The sequence below is a fragment of the Pseudomonas sp. LBUM1652 genome, from assembly GCF_059716105.1.
Genome location: NZ_CP166804.1, coordinates 5,416,402 through 5,437,860, shown reverse-complemented (window position 1 = coordinate 5,437,860; position 21,459 = coordinate 5,416,402). Strand labels below are relative to the sequence as shown.

Sequence of the window (21,459 nt, the reverse complement as noted above, 5' to 3'; positions counted from 1 at the left end):
CAGTGAGACCGAGTCGCGGCCTTCGCGAGCAGGCTCGCTCCCACAGGGAAATGCATTTCAAATGTGGGAGCGAGCCTGCTCGCGAAGGCGGTGTTACTGTTGGTGCATCACTTGGGTTTCGCCTCCCCATTCAGGTGCAAAAAAGCCCTTGAAGGACTTCTGATTTATATCCTGTGCACCATTTAATTTCATATCTGCGACATTTTGAACTGTTCCTGTATGCAAATCGTTTGTTACAGTCCGGCCCAATCTCCTCCAACGACAATAAATTTGCCGAGACTTTTCCCATGACCGAATCCGTCGAATCCTTCCTCGCACGCCTGAAAAAACGCGACCCGGATCAACCCGAATTCCACCAGGCTGTCGAAGAAGTCCTGCGCAGTCTCTGGCCGTTTCTCGAAGCCAATCCGCGTTACCTGACCTCGGGAATCCTGGAGCGCATCTGCGAGCCGGAACGGGCGGTGGTGTTCCGGGTGTCGTGGGTCGATGACCAAGGCAAGGTTCAGGTCAATCGCGGTTTCCGAGTCCAGATGAACAGCGCCATCGGCCCGTACAAGGGCGGCCTTCGTTTTCATCCGTCGGTGAATCTGGGCGTGCTGAAATTCCTCGCCTTCGAACAGACCTTCAAAAACTCGCTCACGTCGCTGCCCATGGGTGGCGGCAAGGGCGGTTCGGACTTCGATCCGAAGGGCAAGAGTGACGCCGAAGTCATGCGGTTCTGCCAGGCGTTCATGAGCGAGTTGTACCGCCATATCGGCTCGGACGTCGACGTGCCGGCCGGTGACATCGGCGTTGGCGCGCGGGAGATCGGTTTTCTGTTCGGCCAATACAAGCGCTTGAGCAACCAGTTCACCAGCGTGCTGACCGGCAAAGGCATGACTTACGGCGGCAGTTTGATCCGCCCGGAAGCTACCGGTTTTGGCTGTGTGTACTTCGCCGAAGAAATGCTCAAGCGTCGCGAGCAGACCGTCGAAGGCAAGCGCGTGGCGATCTCCGGTTCCGGCAACGTCGCGCAATACGCGGCGCGCAAGGTGATGGATCTGGGCGGCAAAGTGATTTCCCTGTCCGACTCCGAAGGCACGCTGTATTGCGAGGCGGGGTTGAGCGAAGAACAGTGGTCGGCGCTGCTGGAACTGAAAAACGTCAAACGCGGGCGCATCAGCGAAATGGCGGCGGCATTTGGCCTGGAGTTCCGTGTTGGTCAGCACCCATGGTCGCTGCCGTGCGACATCGCGCTGCCCTGCGCCACCCAGAACGAACTCGACGCCGATGCCGCCCGCACGCTGCTGCGCAATGGCTGTGTTTGCGTGGCCGAAGGCGCGAACATGCCGACCACGCTGGAGGCTGTGGATATCTTTATCGAGGCCGGCATTCTGTTCGCGCCGGGCAAGGCCTCTAATGCCGGCGGCGTGGCGGTGAGTGGTCTGGAAATGTCGCAGAACGCCATGCGTCTGCTGTGGACGGCGGGCGAGGTGGACAGCAAGTTGCACGCGATCATGCAGTCGATCCACCACGCTTGCGTGCATTACGGCGAAGAGAACGGGCGGATCAACTACGTCAAAGGCGCGAACATCGCAGGCTTCGTCAAAGTCGCCGATGCAATGCTGGCGCAGGGTGTGGTTTAACTCGGTTCGACGCGGATCACTTCAATCACTTGATCGCCGGCGGGGCGTTGCCACAGCACCTCGTCGTTGAGCCGGGCACCGAGCAGTGCGCGGCCCAAAGGTGATCCCCAATTGATCAGGCCTTTGGCGGCGTCGGCCTGATCTTCGCCCACCAGTTGCACCCGGCGTTCGGTGCTGTGTTCGTCGGCGTAGGTGACCCAACTGCCGATCTGCACCTTGTCGGTGGAGGTCGCGGCGACGGCGACCTGCGCGCCGCCCAGGCGTTGGTTGAAGTAGCGCAGATCCCGTTCAAGATCGGCCAGGCGCTGTTTGTCAGCCTGTTCGCCCTTGGCCGATTGCTCGGCGTGCAGGGCTTGCAGCTCGGCGACTTTCGCCTGCAACTGCGCCAGCCCTTGCGGGGTGACGTAATTGGGCTGTGTGCTGACCTGCCGTTCGACCGGTTGATCGGCTTGCGCAGCGGCATTGTCTTCGTTGACGAAAGCGCGACTCATGGTGTCCTCCTCTTCATAGAGTTTGGGCCATGGTCGCCGGCATTTGGTTTCACTGGATGTCTGGAAGCGACCTACTGCGAGCGATAAGCCCGCCCGGCGTCCTGGTCTTTCTGTTGCTGCCAGGCGCGTTCGCGTTCGTCCCAATGTTCGTTGCGATATTCTTCGCGACCCTTGTTTTCCAGCATTGCCTGACACTGGCGGAAGCCATCGGTCCAGCCTTCGGCGTACTGCTTGTCCTTGAGATAGCGCGGCACGTTCTTGCGGAATTCACCGCTGATCGAACCGGCCGCCTGGCGGCCGCTGACACAACCGTCATCGAAACCGTCGGCGAAGGCCGGTGGATAACCTTTGGCAATCAAATCTTCGTGAGTGGTCTGGCAACCGCTCAGCACCAGCAAAACGCCCAGCAAACCCGCACACCGCCACATCGCACTCTCCCGCGCCGGTTTTCGGCTTATGGGGGAAGTCTAGAAGGGGATTCGTTGATGGGGTGTGAAAGAAAGATCAAAAGATCGCAGCCTGCGGCAGCTCCTACAGTTGGAATGCATTTCCCCTGGAGCTGCCGCAGGCTGCGATCTTTTCAGTAGTGATACCACTTCACTTCTAGCATCACTTCAGTCTCCGGCGTGGCCAGATGACTGAACTCACGCTGCGCACTCAAGCGCAAGCCGAGGTTGCGTGACAACTCCCACTGCTGATTCAGACTCAGGCTGCGGCGCACTTCGCCATTGAAGAAGTAATCGCCCTTGGCTTCCAGGCTGAGATTGCCCAGCGGGTTTTTCCACAGCACGCCGGTATTGAAACCGCCCGCCGGGGAAACAAACTCGGCGAAGTCATTGTTGTGTTCCACCCGCACCGTGCCGAGAGCAAAACCCAGCACATCGTCGCCCAGCGCCCACGTACCGCCACCACCGCCATTGACGTGGCTGACCAGCGTCTCGTCATCGTGTTTGCCCGGCACCCGCTCCAGGCCTCCGGTGACTTGCCACGACAGCGGCTGCAATAGCTCATTGCGAGGGGTAAGCGAGCGAATGGTCGCAAGATCCAGTTGCTGGAATTGCCACTGGTTGCCTTCGTACTGGCGCAGTTTCATCTGCAGGATTTCAATCTGCGCACCCAGCGGGAAGCTTTCGGCGTTGTCGTTGAGATCGTGATAGGCCATGCGCAAGCCGTACTCGCCAAATGCGCGGTCACCTCGAGTACCGAGACCGGCCTGCCAGGTCCTTGATTCGTGGCCATCTTCGGGCAAGCCCGGTTGCGGGATTTCCAGCTCCGGCGCCGGATTTTTGTTGATTGCCCGCAGCAGTTCAAAACTGCGCTGCGCCCTTTGTGGGTCGCGTTCCTGGCCGTTGGCGCGGTAGCGTTCCAGACGATACGCCGCGTCGATGATCAAGGCTTGGCGGGCGCGGGGCAGGGCCTTGAAGGTCAGGTCTTGCAAAACTTGCTGGTCAGCGCTGACTTTCAGCACCCACTGCTGTTCTTCATCGCTTAACGGTTCGGCGCGACTGAGCAGTTCACGCTCGCGGGAGGGGCGGTATTCGATGCTTTCGACCAGCCCGGCTTCTTTCACCGCTTTGACCGTGTCGGTAGGAATCGCGGTCAGCGGGAATTGTTCGGTCAGGCGCAGGCTCGGCCGCGCCACTTGCAGCAGTTCGAGCAAGCGGTAGGAGCAGTTTTCATCGAAGAAGAAGTAGTCGAACTGGATCTGCTTCAACTCCCACACATGTTCAACCATGCGCGCGGTTTCTTCTTGCGTCAGATTGAGTCGGTATTCCCACAGATCGCGGTTTTCCAGACTGCGGTATTCGGAGAGTTTTTCCTGATACGGCACCAGTGCGAACAGGCCGGGATAGCCACCCATCAAACCTTTCCAGGCGTAAAGGATGCTGTTGTCCGAACCTTCGATGTAAGCACCGAAGTTGATCGCGTAACTGAGCAGCGACGTCTTGTCTGCCTGCACGTCAGCCTGATCGATGCGCAGCAGCGTGTGGCCGAACATCGACGATGGGCTGTTGAGATAAGCCGCCGGGAAGATCATCACCGCGCTGTGCGGCGAGACATCCTTGAACCATTTTTTGTACTCGGCGCACGCAGGTGCCGGCAGGTCGGTCAGGTTGAGCTGCGTTTTCAGCCAGCGCGTGCGCGCCGGGTAAACGCATTGTGCGTGTTGCTCGCCGAGGCTGGCCGGGGCATACAGTGCCTGAACGGTGGCGGCAAGTTCATGGTCGGGATGTTCGTTGCCGTCGGGCGCCAGAAAGAACTTCTTGTCGCTGACATAGCTGCGCCAGCCACCGAGCTTGGCGGTTTCGTAATGACCGAGGGAGATCCAGAAGCGGTCGTTGGCCAGTTGCTGCAAACGTTGAGGGTCGATGTTTGGCGCGGCGGACAGCGGGGCGCAGACACAGAGCGCCAGCCAGGCAAGGCGTTTGAGCATAGTCGGCAACTTAAACAGGAAAAAAACAAAAACCCAAAGAGGGACGGGCCAAAAAAATAAAACCCGCTTCCCGAAAGAAGCGGGCGGAGTCGAGCTTAAGCCTGAGTTGCGTACTTGGCCAGACGTGGGTCTGACTTCAGAACGGACAGGGTGTTGGTATGCACGTCTTCAGCGGTCACGTCAGCCTTGCTGAAGATCTGCTGGAAGTGCTCGTGAGTGACAGCAGCGAAGTGCGCACGGTCTTCCGGCGCCACGCCCAGTACCACGGCATAGGTAGTCAGCGCTTCGCCGTTACCTTTTGCCATGTCTTCGGACAGCTCGTTCATCATGCCATTCATGGCAAACCAGGATTTGCCGCCGTAGGTCAGCGACGCGTTGGTCGAGCAACCGTTGGTGCCGGAAGTCATACCAAACGTGGCGTTACCGGAAGTGCCGTTGGTGGTGGATGCCAGGAAGTGAGCAGGGGTGCCACGCTGACCTTCGAACAGCATGTTGCCCCAACCGCAATCCGGGCCGCCTGGAGCTTGCGCCATTGCGTTGATGGATACAGCGGTGAAGAGAGTACCGAGAAGAATCCGTTTCATAGCTTTGTTCTCTTTATGTGCATACCAATGGACAGGGTTCTGACACCTGACGGTGCCAGTGGGCCAGTATTAGTTCCAGCCGCGCAGTTTGGAGTTTAGGCACGTTCCCGGGGTTCCGTGAGTTTTTACAAAAGATTTGGCGATAACCCCGATTTCATGGGTGGCGGGACATGGGCAGCCGGTTGTCTATGCTTTGTCACATGGCGCGCCTTGCCAGTGGGGCACGGGCAGCGCCAGAATGCCGCTATCTGCCCCGCCTGATTGTTAAGGAAGCCCGATGCCTGATCCTGTTGCTGCCAGCCTGCGTATAGCGCCCGAAGCGCTGACCCGTCCGTTTTCCGCTGAACAGTTCAGCTTCACTACCACCAATGATCTGGAGCCCTTTCGCGGTGTGCTCGGCCAGGAACGTGCGGTCGAAGCCTTGCAGTTCGGCGTGGCCATGCCACGCCCCGGTTACAACGTATTCGTCATGGGCGAGCCCGGCACCGGTCGCTTCTCGTTCGTCAAACGCTACCTGAAAGCCGAAGGCAAACGCCTGCAGACCCCGGCGGACTGGGTTTACGTCAACAATTTCGATGAGCCGCGCGAGCCCCGCGTGCTGGAGCTGCCATCGGGCACGGCCGGCGCGTTCATCGGTGACATCAACGGCTTGATCGACAACCTGCTGGCGACCTTCCCGGCGGTGTTCGAACACCCGTCCTACCAGCAAAAGAAAAGCGCCATCGACCGCGCCTTCAACCAGCGCTACGACAAGGCCCTCGACATCATCGAGCGTCTGGCCCTGGAAAAAGACGTCGCCCTGTACCGCGACAGTAGCAACATCGCCTTCACGCCGATGCTCGACGGCAAGGCGCTGGATGAAGCTGAGTTCTCGCAGTTGCCGGAGGCCGATCGCGAGCGCTTTCATGAAGATATTTCCGGCCTTGAAGAGCGTCTGAACGAAGAACTCGCCAGCCTGCCGCAGTGGAAGCGTGAGTCGAACAACCAACTGCGTTCGCTCAACGAAGAAACCATCACCCTGGCCTTGCAGCCACTGCTGTCGCCGCTGTCTGAGAAGTACGCGGAAAACGCCGCTGTCTGCGGTTATCTGCAAGCGATGCAGGTGTACCTGCTGAAAACCGTGGTCGAGCAACTGGTCGACGACAGCAAGACCGACGCCGTCGCGCGCAAGTTGCTGGAAGAGCAATACGCGCCGAGTCTGGTGGTTGGTCATCCGGCCAGCGGCGGTGCGCCGGTGGTGTTCGAGCCGCACCCGACTTACGAAAACCTGTTCGGCCGTATCGAGTACACCACCGATCAGGGCGCGCTCTACACGACCTATCGCCAGTTGCGTCCGGGTGCCTTGCACCGCGCCAACGGCGGTTTCCTGATCCTTGAAGCGGAAAAAATGCTCAGCGAGCCGTTCGTGTGGGATGCGCTTAAACGCGCCCTGCAATCGCGCAAGCTGAAAATGGAATCACCGCTGGGCGAGATGGGTCGTTTCGCCACCGTGACCCTCAACCCGCAGCACATTCCGCTGCAGGTCAAAGTCATCATCATCGGTGCGCGGTCGCTCTACTACACGCTGCAAGACCTCGATCCGGACTTCCAGGAGATGTTCCGCGTCCTGGTCGACTTCGACGAAGACATTCCGATGGTCGACGAGAGCCTTGAGCAATTCGCCCAGTTGCTGAAAACCCGTACGTCGGAAGAAGGCATGGCGCCGTTGACCGCCGATGCGGTCGCGCGTCTGGCCACTTACAGTGCACGTCTGGCCGAGCATCAGGGGCGCTTGTCGGCGCGCATTGGCGATCTGTTCCAGTTGGTCAGCGAAGCGGATTTCATTCGTCACTTGGCCGGCGATGAAATGACCGATGCCGGTCATATCGAACGTGCCCTGAAAGCCAAGGCCACTCGCACCGGACGTGTGTCGGCGCGGATTCTCGACGACATGCTCGCCGGGATCATCCTGATCGACACCGACGGCGCGGCGGTCGGCAAATGCAACGGGCTGACCGTGCTTGAAGTCGGCGACTCGGCGTTCGGTGTGCCGGCGCGGATTTCCGCCACGGTGTACCCGGGCGGCAGCGGTATCGTCGACATCGAGCGTGAGGTCAACCTCGGCCAGCCGATCCACTCCAAAGGCGTGATGATCCTCACCGGGTATCTGGGCAGCCGTTACGCTCAGGAATTCCCGTTGGCAATTTCCGCGAGTATCGCGCTGGAGCAATCCTACGGTTACGTCGATGGCGACAGTGCATCGCTGGGCGAGGCGTGCACGCTGATTTCGGCGCTGTCGAAAACCCCGCTCAAGCAGTGCTTTGCGATCACCGGCTCGATCAACCAATTCGGCGAGGTGCAGGCAGTTGGCGGGGTCAACGAGAAAATCGAAGGCTTCTTCCGCCTCTGCGAAGCACGCGGGCTGACCGGGGAGCAGGGTGCGATCATTCCGCAGGCCAACGTCGCCACGTTGATGCTCGACGAGAAAGTGCTGGCGGCGGTGCGCGCCGGGCAGTTCCACGTTTACGCAGTGCGTCAGGCCGACGAGGCGTTGAGCCTGCTGGTCGGCGAGCCGGCCGGTGAACCGGATGCTGACGGTCAATTCCCTGAAGGCAGCGTCAACGCTCGGGTGGTTGAGCGTCTGCGCGTGATTGCCGAGATGATCAGTGAAGAAGATCTGAAAGAGGCCGAGAAGGAACTGGCGCAGGAGGCGTTGGCGGAAGCCAAACCGGCGTAACACATTAAGCGGTTAAAACTGTAGGAGCGAGCCTGCTCGCGATCACGGTGTATCAGTCGACATTTCCATCAACTGACACACCATGATCGCGAGCAGGCTCACTCCTACATTTGTTTTGTGTCGATCTTCGGGAAAAGTGCCATCACTCTGGCGCCAATATTCACACAATGACCATTCGGCGCCTTCTGGTTCCATAAAGCTTGCGCGGCGAACTTTTCTTCTATTCTCAGCTCAAGGATATCGACAGTATCACTGGATCGAGCCAGTCCTCCCGTGAGGGCTGAATACCGGCTTCACCGAGGGTCGCCGCCATGTCGCGCAACCTCTGCCTCACCCGTCAATGCCTGGGTCTCGTGACCCGTATCGAGTGCGCCATCAAGCCGTTGGCCGGCGATACTGGCATGTGGACGCTGCTCTTCGCTGCCGGCATGGCCGGCGAACAACCCTCTGCCATCAAAGCCCAAGGCCCGTTTCACGGCCCGGTCGCTGCCGAGTCGATCCTCGATACCATCGTCGAAAGTCTGACCCTGCACGGCTACGAATTGGCCGACGATCCGCAAATCTGGAGCCTGCACCTGCAAGCCCAGCTTCGGCAGATCAACGGCGGGCGAGGACGTAGCCTCAACAGTTAAGGCGCAGGGGCGGGTGCCTGCGACTTGTCGAGTTTGACCTCAAAGCCGTATTGCACGGTGGCGAGGTCGGTTCGCTGGAAGGTTTCGACGTGGGTTGGTCGGCCGTAGAAGTAGTGCACACCGAACAACGCTGGGCCTTCTGCGCTCGCATCATGGCTGACCGAGAGGATCTGCTTCAGATAGTTGCCGCTGTCGTCCTTGACGAAGAACCGCCATTCGTTCGCAGGAAACAGTTTCAGATCCACCGCCAGGGTGTTGTTTTTGATCTCCAGGCCTTTGGGCAAAGACTTGGCGTCGTAGGATTTTTTGTCGACCGTGGCGAGAAACAACGGCATCGAACCGACGGCAATCGCCGGGGTTTCCGGGAACAGATTCAGATCATAGGTAATCGTCGCCCGCAACGGGTCGACCTGATAAGCCTCGGGCGGCAGTTCGATTGGCTCATCAAGTTTGCCGCTGCGCTTTTCGGTGAAGAACGTCACCGGGCTGACGCCGGGGCTAAAGTCGTCACCGAGCAATTCGTCGTTGAAGGTACGTCGATGGGAAAACTCGATACGCGCCGCACTGGGGTCTTCCACCGATTGATGAATACGGATGCCGGCCTTCAATTGGTCTTCTGTCAGGCTTGCGCCTTTGAGCCAGTTCACCGCCAGATCGTCATACACCACCACGGGCAGATCCAGCGCTTGAATGGCTTTTTCCGTGGTGTGCTGATTGAACGCACGAATCGGCAGATCCAGGTTTTTGCGGGTCACGGTGGCCGATGAGAAGTCGAGCACGCTGACTTCCAGGGTTTCGATCGGGCCGTTGAAGTAAACCTTGTTGTAGCGCTTGGGGTGTTGCTGCTCAAAGGCTTGCTGATCGTTACTGAGCTGTTTTTCCAGGGTGTCGCTCCAGCTTTTCTGCTGTTGCAACTGAGCCAGTTGTTTTTCGTAGAAGGCAACCTGCTCCGGACTTTCGTTGATCGAGCCGGCACGCATCAAATATTGCCCGCTGATGTCGCGGGCTTGAACGATCAGCGGATTGAGCTGGGCGTCTGCGACTTCCGGTGCCAATGGCAGGCTGTTGCTGAACTCTACTTGCGCGTAGTTCTTTTCAAGCTTGAGCAGTTTGACGCTGAGGTTGTCGTTGGTGCGGATCTGGCCAACGTCTTTTTGCGTCAGGTCGAAACTGTACAAACGTCGCGGCGCAATGACTTCGACCTGGCCTTGCAGGCTCACTGGTTGCGGCTGGGTTTTCTTGTCCACATTCAGGCCGTCTATGAATGGGTAGGTCACCGTCAGGTCATCGGGGTTGGTGACGTTGGAGCTGGACGGGCTCAACTGAATGCCGGGATCGGTTTCCGACCACTCGGGTTGATAAGCAATGACGCGCTTGTTGCTCAGCGTTACCGACTGCCATTCCACACTATGGGGAAACAGGAAGCCGCCGGGAATGTTCAGGTTGAAGGGGAAGACCGGTTGCAGATCCGTGAGGTAATCGGAACTGGCGTCCTTGTGCAGTACGAACAGGCCATTGATGAAGGTATCGACAAGGCTCTGCGGGGTCGGGTAATGCTTTAGCACGCCGAGGGCGTCTTCGCCGTATTCGGTTTTTGCCGGATTGCTGTCGAGTTTCTGTTTTGCGCGCTCAAGCAGCAGCAGCGAACCGCCAAGTTCGGTGATGGCGTCCTTGAGCTTCGGATCGGTGATGGCATCCAGTGACTGTTCGAACTTTGTGGTCTTTTCTTCAAGGCTGGCAGCCTGCTTGTCGTCGCCGGGTGAGCAACCGCCGAGTAGCATGGCGAAGCAAATTCCGGCAGTCGTTATCGGCAATCGCAGATCCATTTCCACTCGTCCTGTCCACTGTCGCTGGGCTGTCAATGATTTGGACACTAGCAGAAAAACCTTGTCACACACACGCAGGTGGCGGATTTCCGGGCGGTTTCTGGCTGTCACAGGTGGCTGGTATACTCGCCACCCATTACAACCCCCCTTGTGTGAGATTCAATGGAACGCTTTATCGAAAATGCAATGTACGCCTCGCGTTGGCTGCTGGCGCCGATCTACATCGGGTTGTCACTCGGGCTGCTGGCGTTGGCGCTGAAATTCTTCCAGGAAGTTTTCCACATCCTGCCCAACGTGTTCTCGATGGCCGAGTCGGAGCTGATTCTGGTGCTGCTGTCGCTGATCGACATGGCGCTGGTGGGTGGCCTGCTGGTGATGGTGATGATTTCCGGCTACGAGAACTTCGTTTCCGAACTGAACATCGACGAAGGCAAGGAAAAACTCAGCTGGCTCGGAACCATGGACTCTTCGTCGCTGAAGATGAAAGTGGCGGCCTCGATCGTGGCGATCTCCTCGATCCACCTGCTGCGGATCTTCATGGACGCCAAGAACGTCGATCCCGAGCACCTGATGTGGTACGTGATCATCCACATGACCTTTGTGATCTCGGCGTTTGCCATGGGTTACCTCGACAAGCTCACCAAGCACTGATCATTGTGGCGAGGGAGCTTGCTCCCGCTGGATCGCGTAGCGATCCCCCCCTCGCAACACAAAAACACCGCCCGTCTGTTGCGAAACAGACGGGCGGTGTCGTTTGTGGCTTGTGCTTTGGGGCGTGCGGGCATATCCCTGTAGAGGTCTTGGCTCGCCACTGCGTGAGGTGTGTTCATGAACCTGCAAGAGTTGAATGCGTTTGCTATCGCCAAAAAAGTAGATGAGCTGAATCTGATCTCCATGGAAGGCGGGATTTATCTGCTGGAAGCGCGGATGCATGGGGCGGCGTATCCGTTGAGCGATCTCAAGGGCAACATGCTGACGCTGCGTTCGGTGGAGCATGCACGAGATTTGCTGCATAACTTTCCGGTGCTGCCGTTCAACCTCGTCCACACCTCGGTGCATGATGAAATGTGTGGACTAAGTGCCAGCATTGAAGAGAGCCTGAAATTGCCGATTGCCTGGCGCTCCGCCCTGTAGACCCCGTGCCCCAACCGACGGGGCATCTGTGCTAGTCTGCTCGCCCTTTTTGGTTCCGGGCGCGCCGGGACGCGCTGTGTTCGCACGGCAAGTCTTGAGGTCGTCCGCACAGCGGAGCAGTGTCATGTCCGAAGTAAATCTGTCCACCGATGAAACCCGCGTCAGCTACGGCATCGGCCGTCAGCTGGGTGACCAGCTGCGCGACAACCCGCCACCGGGTGTCAGCCTGGACGCCATCCTGGCCGGTCTGACCGACGCCTTCGCCGGCAAGCCAAGCCGTGTGGGTCAGGAAGAAATGTCCGCCAGCTTCAAAGTGATCCGCGAGATCATGCAAGCCGAAGCCGCTGCCAAAGCTGAAGCCGCTGCGGGCGAAGGCCTGGCATTCCTGGCTGAGAACGCCAAGCGTGACGGCATCACCACTCTGGCGTCCGGCCTGCAATTCGAAGTGCTGACTCAGGGCGAAGGCGCCAAGCCTACCCGTGAAGATCAAGTGCGTACTCACTACCACGGCACCCTGATCGACGGCACTGTGTTCGACAGCTCCTACGAGCGCGGCCAGCCTGCAGAATTCCCGGTTGGCGGCGTGATTGCCGGCTGGACCGAAGCTCTGCAACTGATGAATGCCGGCAGCAAGTGGCGTCTGTACGTGCCGAGCGAACTGGCTTACGGCGCTCAAGGCGTTGGCAGCATCCCGCCGCACAGCGTTCTGGTGTTCGACGTCGAGCTGCTCGACGTTCTGTAAGACCTGGCCTGTCCTTGTGATGGGCTAATGTGGGAGCCAGCCTGCTGGCGATGGTGCGACGGGGTTTTCTTTCAGGACCGCGTTGATGCCATCGCCAGTAATCTGGCTCCCACAATTTTTTGTGGTACTGCTCATATTTCGATCTTGTGATGCAGCTCATTGGTCGGGCGCAAGGCCCGGGCATAGCAGAACAGAAACAGATTGCGCACGAGCTCCTTGAGCACCAGCGGCTCGCTGGAATTCAGGCTGCTGACGTCCAGATCCCCTTGATCCTGCAGCTCATGCAGGGCCTCTTCTTCCAGCACTGCGCAGACTTCCCCGGTTTCCCGATGCAGGATTCTCAGATAAGGGTGTGGGCGATCCAGCCAGGCGTCGATCAAATAAGTCATGGTTCTAATCTCCTTGAAAGGGTTTCAATGAGAATAATTCTTATTCGTCAAATAGCAAGCGACTATTGGCATGTTGCGAGTTTTTACGGGTAAAGATTGCGTAAGGTCAAAACGGCTGGCGTTTAGCTATTGCGTGGTTTTTCTGGGGGAAAGCGAGGAGGGTGGAGCTCCATCCCACGGCTGGCGCGGGATGGATGACAGCAGGCTCAGACTTTTCTGACGAACTCGGATTTGAGTTTCATCGGGCCGATGCCGTCGATCTTGCAGTCGATATCGTGGTCGCCATCGCACAAGCGGATGTTCTTGACCTTGGTGCCGACCTTGACCACCAGCGACGTGCCCTTGACCTTCAGGTCCTTGATCACGGTGATGGTGTCGCCGTCCTGCAGGACGTTACCGACCGAATCTTTCTTCACTGCATCGTCAGAGGCCACTTCGGCTTTGCCATTGGCAGACCACTCGTGGGCGCACTCCGGGCAGATCAGTTGGGCACCGTCTTCATAGGTGTATTCGGAATTGCATTTCGGGCAGGGTGGCAGCGTGCTCACTAAGGCTCCTTGAGGATGTGGTTCGCTAAAAGTCGCACATTGTATAAGGTTTTTGCCGTGAGAGGGCAGGCAACAAAAAGCCGCAGGCTTCGGGGAAGGCTGCGGCTCTTGGTGATGCGGCAGAATCAATGCGTGCGCGCGACCGCAAACTCACTCAGTTCAACCAGTGCATCGCGGTATTCGCTGGCCGGCAGCGCATCGAGGCACTTGATCGCACGGGCCACGTAATCACGGGCCAGTTGCGCGGTGTACTCCAGCGAACCGGACGCTTCCACGGCGACGCGGATGCTTTCCAGGTTTTCGATCCCGCCTTTCTGGATCGCCTGGCGCACCAGTGCAGCCTGCTCAGGCGTGCCTTCGCGCATGGTGAAGATCAGCGGCAGAGTCGGTTTGCCTTCGGCCAGATCGTCACCGACGTTCTTGCCCAGGGTTTCGGCGTCGCCCTTGTAGTCGAGCAGGTCGTCGACCAGTTGGAACGCCACGCCCAGGTGATCACCGAAGGTGCGCAGGGCTTCGCTCTGCTCGGCGGTGGCACCGGCCAACGCGGCGGCGCTGTGGGTCGAAGCTTCAAAGAGCATCGCGGTCTTGCCGCGGATGACTTCCATGTAGGTTTCTTCGGTGGTGCTGGCGTCGCGCACCTTGGACAGTTGCAATACTTCGCCTTCGGCGATGATGCGCGTGGCCTGGGACAGAATCTTCATCACCGGCATCGAGCCCAGTTCGACCATCATTTCGAACGAGCGCGAGTACAGGAAATCGCCGACCAGCACGCTCGGGGCGTTGCCCCACATGGCGTTGGCGGTTGAACGGCCACGACGCATGCCGGACATGTCGACGACGTCGTCATGCAGTAGGGTGGCGGTGTGCAGGAATTCGATGGTCGCCGCCAGCAGGCGCATGTCGTCGCCTTCGCGACCCAAGGCCTTGCCACACAGCAACACTAATAAAGGACGCAGACGTTTGCCGCCGGCCGACGTGATGTAGTCGCCGATTTTCGATACCAGCGGCACTCGGGAAGTCAGCTGCTTCTTGATGATGCCGTCGACGGCGCTAAAATCGTCCGCCACCGCGCGGTAGAAAGCTTGGGGTTGCATCAGCGAGAGTCGCTCCAGAAGGGTTGCGCGGCATGCTAGGACCCCCGTCCAGACCTGTCAAGGCGCGATGGACGGCTACTTGCAAGCCTGCCGCGCCTTGCGTACAATCGCGCACCCTGAACTTCCTGGGCAGCACCTGCCTTACGCAATTGCAAGCAGGCCTTCCAGCCTCATGCAGCCATGCCAGCCAATACCTCTTCTTATAAAGAGCTGGGTGAGCAGGATTATCGGAGAAATACCATGTCTTATGCAGTAATCGTTACTGGCGGCAAGCAATACAAGGTCGCCCCAGGTGAATACCTGAAGATCGAAAAACTGGAAATCGCTACCGGCGAATCCGTTACCTTTGATCGCGTTCTGTTGGTTGCCAATGGCGACGACGTGAATATCGGCGCTCCAGTTGTTGCTGGCGCTACTGTTGTGGCTGAAGTGATCTCCCAAGGTCGTCACGATAAAGTCCGCATCATCAAGTTCCGTCGTCGTAAGCACCACATGAAGCGTATGGGCCACCGCCAGTGGTACACCGAGATCAAAATCACCGGTATTCAGGCTTAATTTCAGCCTAATTCCTCACTAGGAGAATTGAACTCATGGCACACAAAAAAGCTGGTGGTAGTACCCGTAACGGTCGCGACTCAGAAGCCAAACGCCTTGGCGTCAAGATGTATGGCGGCCAGAAAATCATTCCGGGCAACATCATCGTGCGTCAGCGCGGCACCCAATTCCACGCCGGTTACGGTGTTGGCATGGGTAAAGATCACACCCTCTTCGCGAAAATCGAAGGCGTGATCAAGTTTGAAGTAAAAGGCGCGTTCAACCGCCGTTACGTGAGCGTTGTCGCAGCTTAATTGCGCAATCGCTGGAAGAGCCCTGTCTTGCGACGGGGCTTTTTCGTTTGTGGGGTGAGTCTCTTGCAAAACTGTTTGTATGGGCTGTCGGCGTGCGATGCAGGTCGTGTATTGGGGTCGCTGCGCTCATTTTTGCAAGAGTCTTATGTCTTGATTGTTTTTCGGCTCGTCCGTATGGCGAGAGGCGTTGGTTATGAAGTTTGTTGATGAAGTATCGATTCGCGTAAAGGCTGGTGACGGCGGCAATGGTGCCATGAGTTTCCGTCGGGAAAAATTCATCGAAAACGGTGGGCCGAACGGTGGTGATGGCGGTGATGGCGGTTCCATCTACATGATGGCCGACGAAAACCTCAACACCCTGGTGGACTACCGTTACACCCGGCACTTCGATGCCGAGCGTGGCTCCAACGGCGGCAGCACCGACTGCACCGGCAAAAAAGGTGAGGATCTGATCCTGCGCGTGCCGGTCGGTACCACGGTGATCGACTCCGCCACCCAGGAAGTCATTGGCGACCTGACCAAGGCTGGTCAGAAGTTGATGGTTGTGCAGGGCGGCTGGCACGGTCTGGGCAACACCCGTTTCAAATCCAGTACCAACCGTGCGCCGCGTCAGACCACTCCGGGTAAGCCGGGTGAGCAGCGCGACCTGAAGCTGGAAATGAAAGTGCTGGCCGACGTCGGTCTGCTGGGCTTGCCGAACGCCGGGAAAAGTACTTTTATCCGTTCGGTTTCGGCGGCCAAGCCGAAAGTTGCCGACTACCCGTTCACCACGCTGGTGCCGAACCTGGGTGTGGTCAGTGTCGATCGCTGGAAGAGCTTCGTCGTTGCCGATATTCCGGGCTTGATCGAAGGTGCTTCTGACGGTGCTGGTCTGGGTATTCGTTTCCTCAAGCACTTGGCGCGCACGCGTCTGCTGCTGCATCTCGTCGACATGGCGCCGCTGGATGACTCCAGCGCTCCGGATGCGGCGGAAGTGATCGTCAACGAGCTGATCAAATTCAGCCCGTCCCTGGCTGAGCGTGATCGCTGGCTGGTGCTGAACAAGTGCGACCAGATCCTTGAGGAAGATCACGATGCTCGCGTCAAGGAAATCGTTGATCGCCTGGAGTGGACTGGTCCGGTTTACGTGATCTCGGCCATCGCCAAGATCGGCACCGAGCGTCTTTGCCACGACATCATGCGTTACATGGAAGATCGCGCCGATCGCCTTGCTGCCGACCCGGCTTACAAGGAAGAGCTGGCCGATCTGGATCAGCGCATCGAAGACGAAGCGCGTGCGCAATTGCAGGCGCTGGATGACAAGCGTGCCCTGCGTCGCAGCGGCGTGAAGTCGGTCCACGACATCGGTGACGATGACTGGGATGAAGAAGATGTGGATGACGAAGACGGTCCGGAAATCATTTACGTGCGTGACTGATTCGTTGCAGTAAACTTAAGCGCCGCTCAATCGAGCGGCGTTTTAGTATCTGGAAATCGATCGTTGGTCAGGAACAGCCACGAATAACGTCACGGGCAGCGCTGGGTCGCGCTGTCCTCAAGCTAAGGTTGAAGATGATGCGGAGCAAGGTGACAGGTGCGCAGCGTTGGGTCGTGAAGATCGGCAGCGCTTTGCTGACAGCTGATGGCAAAGGGTTGGATCGTGCGGCAATGAGTGTCTGGGTTGAGCAGATGGTGGCCTTGCATGAGGCTGGCGTCGAGTTGGTGCTGGTGTCCTCCGGGGCGGTGGCGGCCGGCATGAGTCGTTTGGGCTGGATCGCACGACCCAGTGCGATGCATGAGCTCCAGGCGGCCGCTGCGATCGGTCAGATGGGCTTGGTGCAAGCGTGGGAATCGAGCTTCGCCGAGCATGGCCGACACACGGCGCAGATTCTCCTGACCCACGACGACCTGTCCGATCGCAAGCGCTACCTGAACGCCCGCAGTACCTTGCGTGCGCTGGTCGAGCTGAAAGTCATCCCGGTGATCAACGAAAACGACACTGTAGTCACTGATGAAATTCGTTTCGGTGACAACGATACGCTGGCGGCGCTGGTGGCCAACCTGGTCGAGGCTGATCTGTTGGTGATCCTGACGGATCGCGATGGCATGTTCGACGCTGATCCGCGCAACAATCCCGATGCGCAGATGATCTACGAGGCGCGTGCCGATGATCCGAGTCTGGATGCGGTGGCGGGCGGCACTGGCGGTGCGCTGGGGCGCGGCGGTATGCAGACCAAATTGCGCGCGGCGCGGCTGGCGGCGCGCTCAGGTGCCCACACCATCATCGTCGGTGGGCGGCTTGAGCGGGTGCTTGATCGTCTTAAAGCTGGCGAGCGTATCGGCACCTTGCTGTCGCCTGAGCGCGGCATGCTGGCTGCACGCAAGCAGTGGCTGGCCGGGCATCTGCAGACCCGTGGCACCTTAGTGCTGGATGATGGTGCGGTGTCGGCGTTGTCACAGGGCAACAAGAGCCTGCTGCCGGTGGGTGTCAAACTGGTGCAGGGCAGTTTCCGTCGTGGTGAGATGGTGGTGTGCGTGGCGCCGGATGGTCGTGAGATCGCTCGTGGTCTGGCCAACTACAGTGCGCTGGAAGCACAAAAAATTATCGGACAGTCGTCGGATGCGATTGTCGGTTTGCTGGGTTACATGGCTGAGCCGGAACTGGTTCACCGTGACAATCTGATTCTGGTTTGAGGAAAGCTCGATGCGTGTAGCAAAAGGATTGTTGGGTCTGCTGATTGCGTTGCCATTGCTGGCCTCGGCCGAGGAAATCGGTCAGGTGTCGACGGTGTTCAAGTTTGTCGGGCCGAACGACCGGATCGTGGTCGAGGCCTTTGATGATCCGAAGGTGGAAGGTGTGACCTGTTATCTGTCGCGCGCCAAGACGGGTGGCGTGAAGGGTGGTCTGGGTCTGGCCGAGGATCGCGCCGAAGCCTCGATCGCTTGCCGTCAGGTCGGTCCGATCAATTTCAAGGGTGAGCTGAAAGATGGTGATGAGGTGTTCAAGGAGCGCACGTCACTGGTGTTCAAGACCATGCAGGTGGTGCGTTTTCTCGACAAGAAACGCAATACGTTGGTGTACCTGGTCTACAGCGACCGCTTGATCGAGGGCAGTCCGCAGAATGCGGTGACGGCGATTCCGATCCTGCCGTGGGTGCCGGTTCAGCAATAAGGCAAGAAAATCCATGTGGGAGCCAGCTCCCACATTTTTTTGCTCTGCATTCACCAAATCGCAGGCAATAAAAAACCGACCCTGAGGTCGGTTTTTTAATGACTACGTCGCTTAGGCAGCTTCTTTCAGTGCCTTGACGTGGCCATTCAGACGGCTCTTATGACGAGCAGCCTTGTTCTTGTGGATGATGCCTTTATCGGCCATGCGGTCGATAACTGGCACAGCCAGAACGTATGCAGCTTGAGCTTTTTCAGCGTCTTTTGCGTCGATGGCCTTAACTACATTCTTGATGTAGGTACGAACCATGGAACGCAGGCTGGCGTTGTGGCTGCGACGCTTCTCAGCCTGTTTTGCACGTTTTTTGGCGGAAGGTGAGTTGGCCACCGTCGAGCTCCTCGAAAGACTTTTTAGGAAATAGCAAACAAAATAGGCCGCGAATCATGCCGATGAAGAGATGTCTTGTCAAGGGCACTTCAATCGTTCCGCTAAGTGGTAGGTATAAAGAGGCGGGATATTTATTTCCGGCGCTTGACCTGTAAACTCGCGAGCTTTGGCTCTGTGCTGTTGCGGCGCGGAGTATCGCACAAGTAGGCGCATTGTTCGCCTGCTGTTTATCGAAAGGCCCTGATTTCCTCAATGAATCTGCTCAAATCGTTGGCCGCCGTCAGCTCTATCACGATGCTTTCCCGTATTTTGGGATTTGTTCGTGACACGCTCATCGCTCGCACATTCGGCGCCGGAATGGCGACTGACGCCTTCTTTATCGCCTTCAAACTGCCCAATCTGCTGCGGCGAATTTTTGCCGAAGGCGCGTTCTCTCAGGCATTTGTGCCGATTCTGGCCGAATACAAAAGCCAGCAGGGCGAGGAGGCGACTCGAACCTTTATTGCCTACGTATCGGGTTTGTTGACCCTGGTACTGGCCGTGGTAACGGCCCTGGGCATGATCGCTGCGCCTTGGGTAATCTGGGCCACAGCCCCTGGTTTCACAGATACGCCGGAAAAATTCCAGCTCACCTCTGATCTGTTGCGGGTGACCTTCCCTTATATATTGCTGATCTCCCTGTCGTCGCTGGCCGGGGCAATTCTCAATACCTGGAACCGTTTCTCGGTGCCGGCCTTTGTGCCGACATTGCTCAACGTCAGCATGATCGTGTTTTCGCTGTTCCTCACGCCGTACTTCGATCCACCGGTCATGGCCCTTGGCTGGGCGGTGCTGGTCGGTGGTCTGGCGCAATTGCTCTATCAACTGCCACACCTGAAAAAGATCGGCATGCTGGTGCTGCCGCGCCTGAATCTGCGCGACACCGGTGTCTGGCGTGTGATGAAGCAGATGCTGCCGGCGATCCTTGGTGTCTCGGTGAGCCAGATTTCGCTGATCATCAACACCATCTTTGCCTCGTTTCTGGTCGCAGGTTCGGTGTCGTGGATGTACTACGCCGACCGCTTGATGGAGTTGCCATCCGGCGTACTGGGCGTCGCGCTGGGCACGATTCTGTTGCCGACTCTGGCCAAAACCTACGCCAGCAAGGATCGCCACGAGTATTCGCGCATTCTCGACTGGGGCCTGCGCCTGTGCTTCGTGCTGGTGCTGCCGTGCTCGCTGGCGCTGGGAATTCTCGCCGAGCCATTGACCGTTTCGCTGTTCCAGTACGGCCAGTTCAGTGGCTTTGATGCCGAGATGACTCAGCGCGCATTGATTGCCTATTCTGTCGGCCTTCTCGGGATTATCGTGATCAAAGTGCTGGCGCCGGGCTTTTACGCGCAACAGAACATCCGCACTCCGGTGAAAATCGCAATCTTCACGCTGGTGGTTACTCAACTGTTCAACCTGGTGTTGATCGGCCCGTTGGCCCACGCCGGGCTGGCGTTGGCCATCAGTGCAGGTGCCTGTCTGAACGCCGGTTTGCTGTTCTATCAACTGCGCAAACAGCAGATGTACCAGCCGCAGCCTGGTTGGGCGAAGTTCGGCTTCAAGCTGGTTGTGGCCGTGGCGGTGATGTCGGTGGTGTTGTTGGTCGGCATGCATTTCATGCCGGCCTGGGATCAGGGGCACATGCTGGAACGCTTCCTGCGTCTGGGCGCTTTGGTCGCGGCGGGCGTGGTTTCGTATTTCGGTATGTTGCTGCTGCTCGGTTTCCGTCTGCGCGACTTCAATCGCAAGGCCTTGAGCTGAGGTTTTACCCCTTATAAACGGGCACGGGCCGGCAGTTTTGTCGGCTCGATCACTTTGCGTTACGGTGTTGCCTGTCGTCTGCCGCCGGGTGTGGTTATAATCGGCCACTTTATGAGCAAGAAGCGCGTTATGCAGCTGGTTCGAGGCCTCCACAACTTGCGCCCCCAGCATCGGGGCTGCGTCGCCACTATTGGCAACTTTGACGGTGTTCACCGTGGTCACCAGGCTATCCTGGCCCGGCTGCGTGAGCGTGCGCTCGAGTTGGGCGTACCCAGCTGCGTGGTGATTTTCGAGCCGCAGCCACGGGAATTCTTTGCACCCGAGACCGCGCCGGCACGTTTGGCCCGGTTGCGCGACAAACTGCAACTGCTGGCGGCCGAAGGTGTTGACCGGGTCTTGTGCCTGGCCTTCAACCAGCGTCTGAGCAAGCTCAGCGCCAGTGAGTTCGTCGACACCATTCTGGTAGACGGCCTCGGCGTGCAGCATCTGGAGGTCGGTGACGACTTCCGCTTCGGTTGCGATCGCCTCGGTGATTTCGATTTCCTGCTGCAGGCCGGGCAGGTTCACGGGTTTAGCGTGGAAGCTGCACAAACCGTCGAGCTGGACGGCATTCGCGTCAGCAGCACCCAGGTGCGCAACGCGTTGGCCGCCGCCGATTTTGCCTTGGCCGAACGGTTGCTCGGCCGCCCGTACCGCATTGCCGGTCGCGTGCTACATGGCCAGAAACTGGCCCGGCAACTGGGGACGCCCACTGCCAATATTCAACTCAAGCGTCGTCGCGTGCCGTTTACCGGGGTGTATCTGGTGGATGTCGATATCGACGGCAAGACCTGGCCCGGCGTCGCCAATATTGGCGTGCGGCCCACGGTGCAGGGTGATGGCAAGGCCCACCTTGAAGTCCATCTTTTAGATTTTGCCGGCGATCTGTATGACCGGCGTTTGACGGTGGTTTTCCACCAAAAGCTGCGTGAAGAGCAGCGTTTCGCCTCCCTGGAGGCGCTGAAAACGGCGATCAATGCGGATGTCGCCACCGCCCGTGCACTAGCCGCACCTAGCGCCCATCGCTAATG

22 protein-coding genes are annotated in these 21,459 nt (G+C 58.4%); 13 read left to right on the top strand and 9 right to left on the bottom strand.

What is annotated here, in order from left to right; all coding sequences use genetic code 11:
* The first annotated feature begins 287 nt into the window (after positions 1-287).
* Positions 288-1,625: an NADP-specific glutamate dehydrogenase gene (gene gdhA / locus ACA069_RS24560; protein WP_497615384.1), complete on the top strand. Its 1,338-nt coding sequence runs from the start codon at positions 288-290 to the stop codon at positions 1,623-1,625.
* Here gdhA and ACA069_RS24555 read toward each other — a convergent pair.
* From ACA069_RS24555 to ACA069_RS24540, 4 genes are all read right to left on the bottom strand, one after another.
* On the bottom strand, positions 1,622-2,116 hold the full coding sequence (locus tag ACA069_RS24555) for a GreA/GreB family elongation factor (protein ID WP_497615383.1): 495 nt from the start codon (positions 2,114-2,116) through the stop codon (positions 1,622-1,624). The genes gdhA and ACA069_RS24555 overlap by 4 nt on opposite strands.
* 71 nt (positions 2,117-2,187) lie before the next feature.
* Positions 2,188-2,544, bottom strand: a complete 357-nt coding sequence (locus tag ACA069_RS24550; protein WP_187679192.1) for a hypothetical protein — start codon at positions 2,542-2,544, stop codon at positions 2,188-2,190.
* Between the two features lie 152 nt (positions 2,545-2,696).
* Positions 2,697-4,550: an Lnb N-terminal periplasmic domain-containing protein gene (locus ACA069_RS24545; RefSeq protein ID WP_489879963.1), complete on the bottom strand. Its 1,854-nt coding sequence runs from the start codon at positions 4,548-4,550 to the stop codon at positions 2,697-2,699.
* A gap of 95 nt (positions 4,551-4,645) precedes the next feature.
* Positions 4,646-5,134, bottom strand: a complete 489-nt coding sequence (locus tag ACA069_RS24540) for a DUF3015 domain-containing protein (protein WP_042561159.1) — start codon at positions 5,132-5,134, stop codon at positions 4,646-4,648.
* A gap of 277 nt (positions 5,135-5,411) precedes the next feature.
* On the opposite strand from ACA069_RS24540, the gene ACA069_RS24535 reads away from it, so the two are divergent.
* Both ACA069_RS24535 and ACA069_RS24530 read left to right on the top strand, forming a co-directional pair.
* A complete protein-coding gene (locus ACA069_RS24535; RefSeq protein ID WP_187679194.1) occupies positions 5,412-7,850 on the top strand; it encodes a Lon protease family protein in 2,439 nt (812 codons plus the stop codon).
* A 311-nt stretch (positions 7,851-8,161) separates the two neighbouring features.
* Positions 8,162-8,482, top strand: a complete 321-nt coding sequence (locus ACA069_RS24530; RefSeq protein ID WP_095189336.1) for a PA4575 family protein — start codon at positions 8,162-8,164, stop codon at positions 8,480-8,482.
* Here ACA069_RS24530 and ACA069_RS24525 read toward each other — a convergent pair.
* A complete protein-coding gene (locus tag ACA069_RS24525) occupies positions 8,479-10,308 on the bottom strand; it encodes a hypothetical protein (protein ID WP_497615382.1) in 1,830 nt (609 codons plus the stop codon). The genes ACA069_RS24530 and ACA069_RS24525 overlap by 4 nt on opposite strands.
* A gap of 162 nt (positions 10,309-10,470) precedes the next feature.
* On the opposite strand from ACA069_RS24525, the gene ACA069_RS24520 reads away from it, so the two are divergent.
* The 3 genes from ACA069_RS24520 (at position 10,471) to bamJ (ending at position 12,184) form a co-directional block, all read left to right on the top strand.
* On the top strand, positions 10,471-10,959 hold the full coding sequence (locus ACA069_RS24520; protein WP_129395586.1) for a TIGR00645 family protein: 489 nt from the start codon (positions 10,471-10,473) through the stop codon (positions 10,957-10,959).
* Positions 10,960-11,136: 177 nt separating this feature from the next.
* A complete protein-coding gene (locus ACA069_RS24515) occupies positions 11,137-11,442 on the top strand; it encodes a DUF6482 family protein (protein WP_187679196.1) in 306 nt (101 codons plus the stop codon).
* A 124-nt stretch (positions 11,443-11,566) separates the two neighbouring features.
* Entirely contained in the window at positions 11,567-12,184 is a 618-nt protein-coding gene (gene bamJ, locus ACA069_RS24510) for a BamJ family beta-barrel-assembly machinery protein (protein ID WP_039761705.1), read from the top strand.
* A gap of 131 nt (positions 12,185-12,315) precedes the next feature.
* On the opposite strand, the gene ACA069_RS24505 is transcribed toward bamJ, so the two are convergent.
* The 3 genes from ACA069_RS24505 to ACA069_RS24495 all read right to left on the bottom strand — a co-directional run bounded on the left by ACA069_RS24505 (position 12,316) and on the right by ACA069_RS24495 (position 14,215).
* A complete protein-coding gene (locus ACA069_RS24505; protein ID WP_003228365.1) occupies positions 12,316-12,573 on the bottom strand; it encodes a PA4570 family protein in 258 nt (85 codons plus the stop codon).
* A 206-nt stretch (positions 12,574-12,779) separates the two neighbouring features.
* Positions 12,780-13,121 (bottom strand): zinc ribbon domain-containing protein YjdM, encoded by a 342-nt coding sequence (locus ACA069_RS24500; protein WP_497615381.1) that lies wholly within the window; start codon positions 13,119-13,121, stop codon positions 12,780-12,782.
* Positions 13,122-13,246: 125 nt separating this feature from the next.
* Entirely contained in the window at positions 13,247-14,215 is a 969-nt protein-coding gene (locus ACA069_RS24495) for a polyprenyl synthetase family protein (protein WP_187679198.1), read from the bottom strand.
* Positions 14,216-14,455: 240 nt separating this feature from the next.
* Here ACA069_RS24495 and rplU point away from each other — a divergent pair, with 240 nt between their 5' ends.
* The 5 genes from rplU to ACA069_RS24470 all read left to right on the top strand — a co-directional run bounded on the left by rplU (position 14,456) and on the right by ACA069_RS24470 (position 18,214).
* The gene (gene rplU, locus ACA069_RS24490; RefSeq protein WP_003176051.1) at positions 14,456-14,770 is read left to right on the top strand and encodes a 50S ribosomal protein L21; all 315 of its coding nucleotides are present in this window, start codon (positions 14,456-14,458) and stop codon (positions 14,768-14,770) included.
* A gap of 35 nt (positions 14,771-14,805) precedes the next feature.
* Entirely contained in the window at positions 14,806-15,063 is a 258-nt protein-coding gene (gene rpmA, locus ACA069_RS24485; protein ID WP_003176049.1) for a 50S ribosomal protein L27, read from the top strand.
* A 193-nt stretch (positions 15,064-15,256) separates the two neighbouring features.
* Positions 15,257-16,480, top strand: coding sequence for an Obg family GTPase CgtA (cgtA, locus tag ACA069_RS24480; protein ID WP_401272240.1), 1,224 nt, complete (start codon positions 15,257-15,259; stop codon positions 16,478-16,480).
* A gap of 137 nt (positions 16,481-16,617) precedes the next feature.
* Positions 16,618-17,736: a glutamate 5-kinase gene (proB, locus tag ACA069_RS24475; protein ID WP_497618301.1), complete on the top strand. Its 1,119-nt coding sequence runs from the start codon at positions 16,618-16,620 to the stop codon at positions 17,734-17,736.
* Between the two features lie 10 nt (positions 17,737-17,746).
* Positions 17,747-18,214, top strand: coding sequence for a CreA family protein (locus ACA069_RS24470; RefSeq protein WP_401272238.1), 468 nt, complete (start codon positions 17,747-17,749; stop codon positions 18,212-18,214).
* Between the two features lie 111 nt (positions 18,215-18,325).
* On the opposite strand, the gene rpsT is transcribed toward ACA069_RS24470, so the two are convergent.
* Positions 18,326-18,598, bottom strand: coding sequence for a 30S ribosomal protein S20 (gene rpsT / locus ACA069_RS24465; RefSeq protein WP_003228351.1), 273 nt, complete (start codon positions 18,596-18,598; stop codon positions 18,326-18,328).
* A gap of 252 nt (positions 18,599-18,850) precedes the next feature.
* On the opposite strand from rpsT, the gene murJ reads away from it, so the two are divergent.
* Both murJ and ribF read left to right on the top strand, forming a co-directional pair.
* On the top strand, positions 18,851-20,389 hold the full coding sequence (gene murJ / locus ACA069_RS24460; protein WP_489879969.1) for a murein biosynthesis integral membrane protein MurJ: 1,539 nt from the start codon (positions 18,851-18,853) through the stop codon (positions 20,387-20,389).
* A 129-nt stretch (positions 20,390-20,518) separates the two neighbouring features.
* Complete coding sequence (gene ribF, locus ACA069_RS24455) at positions 20,519-21,457, top strand: bifunctional riboflavin kinase/FAD synthetase (protein ID WP_167394884.1); 939 nt, start codon at positions 20,519-20,521, stop codon at positions 21,455-21,457.
* Positions 21,458-21,459 lie beyond the last annotated feature (2 nt).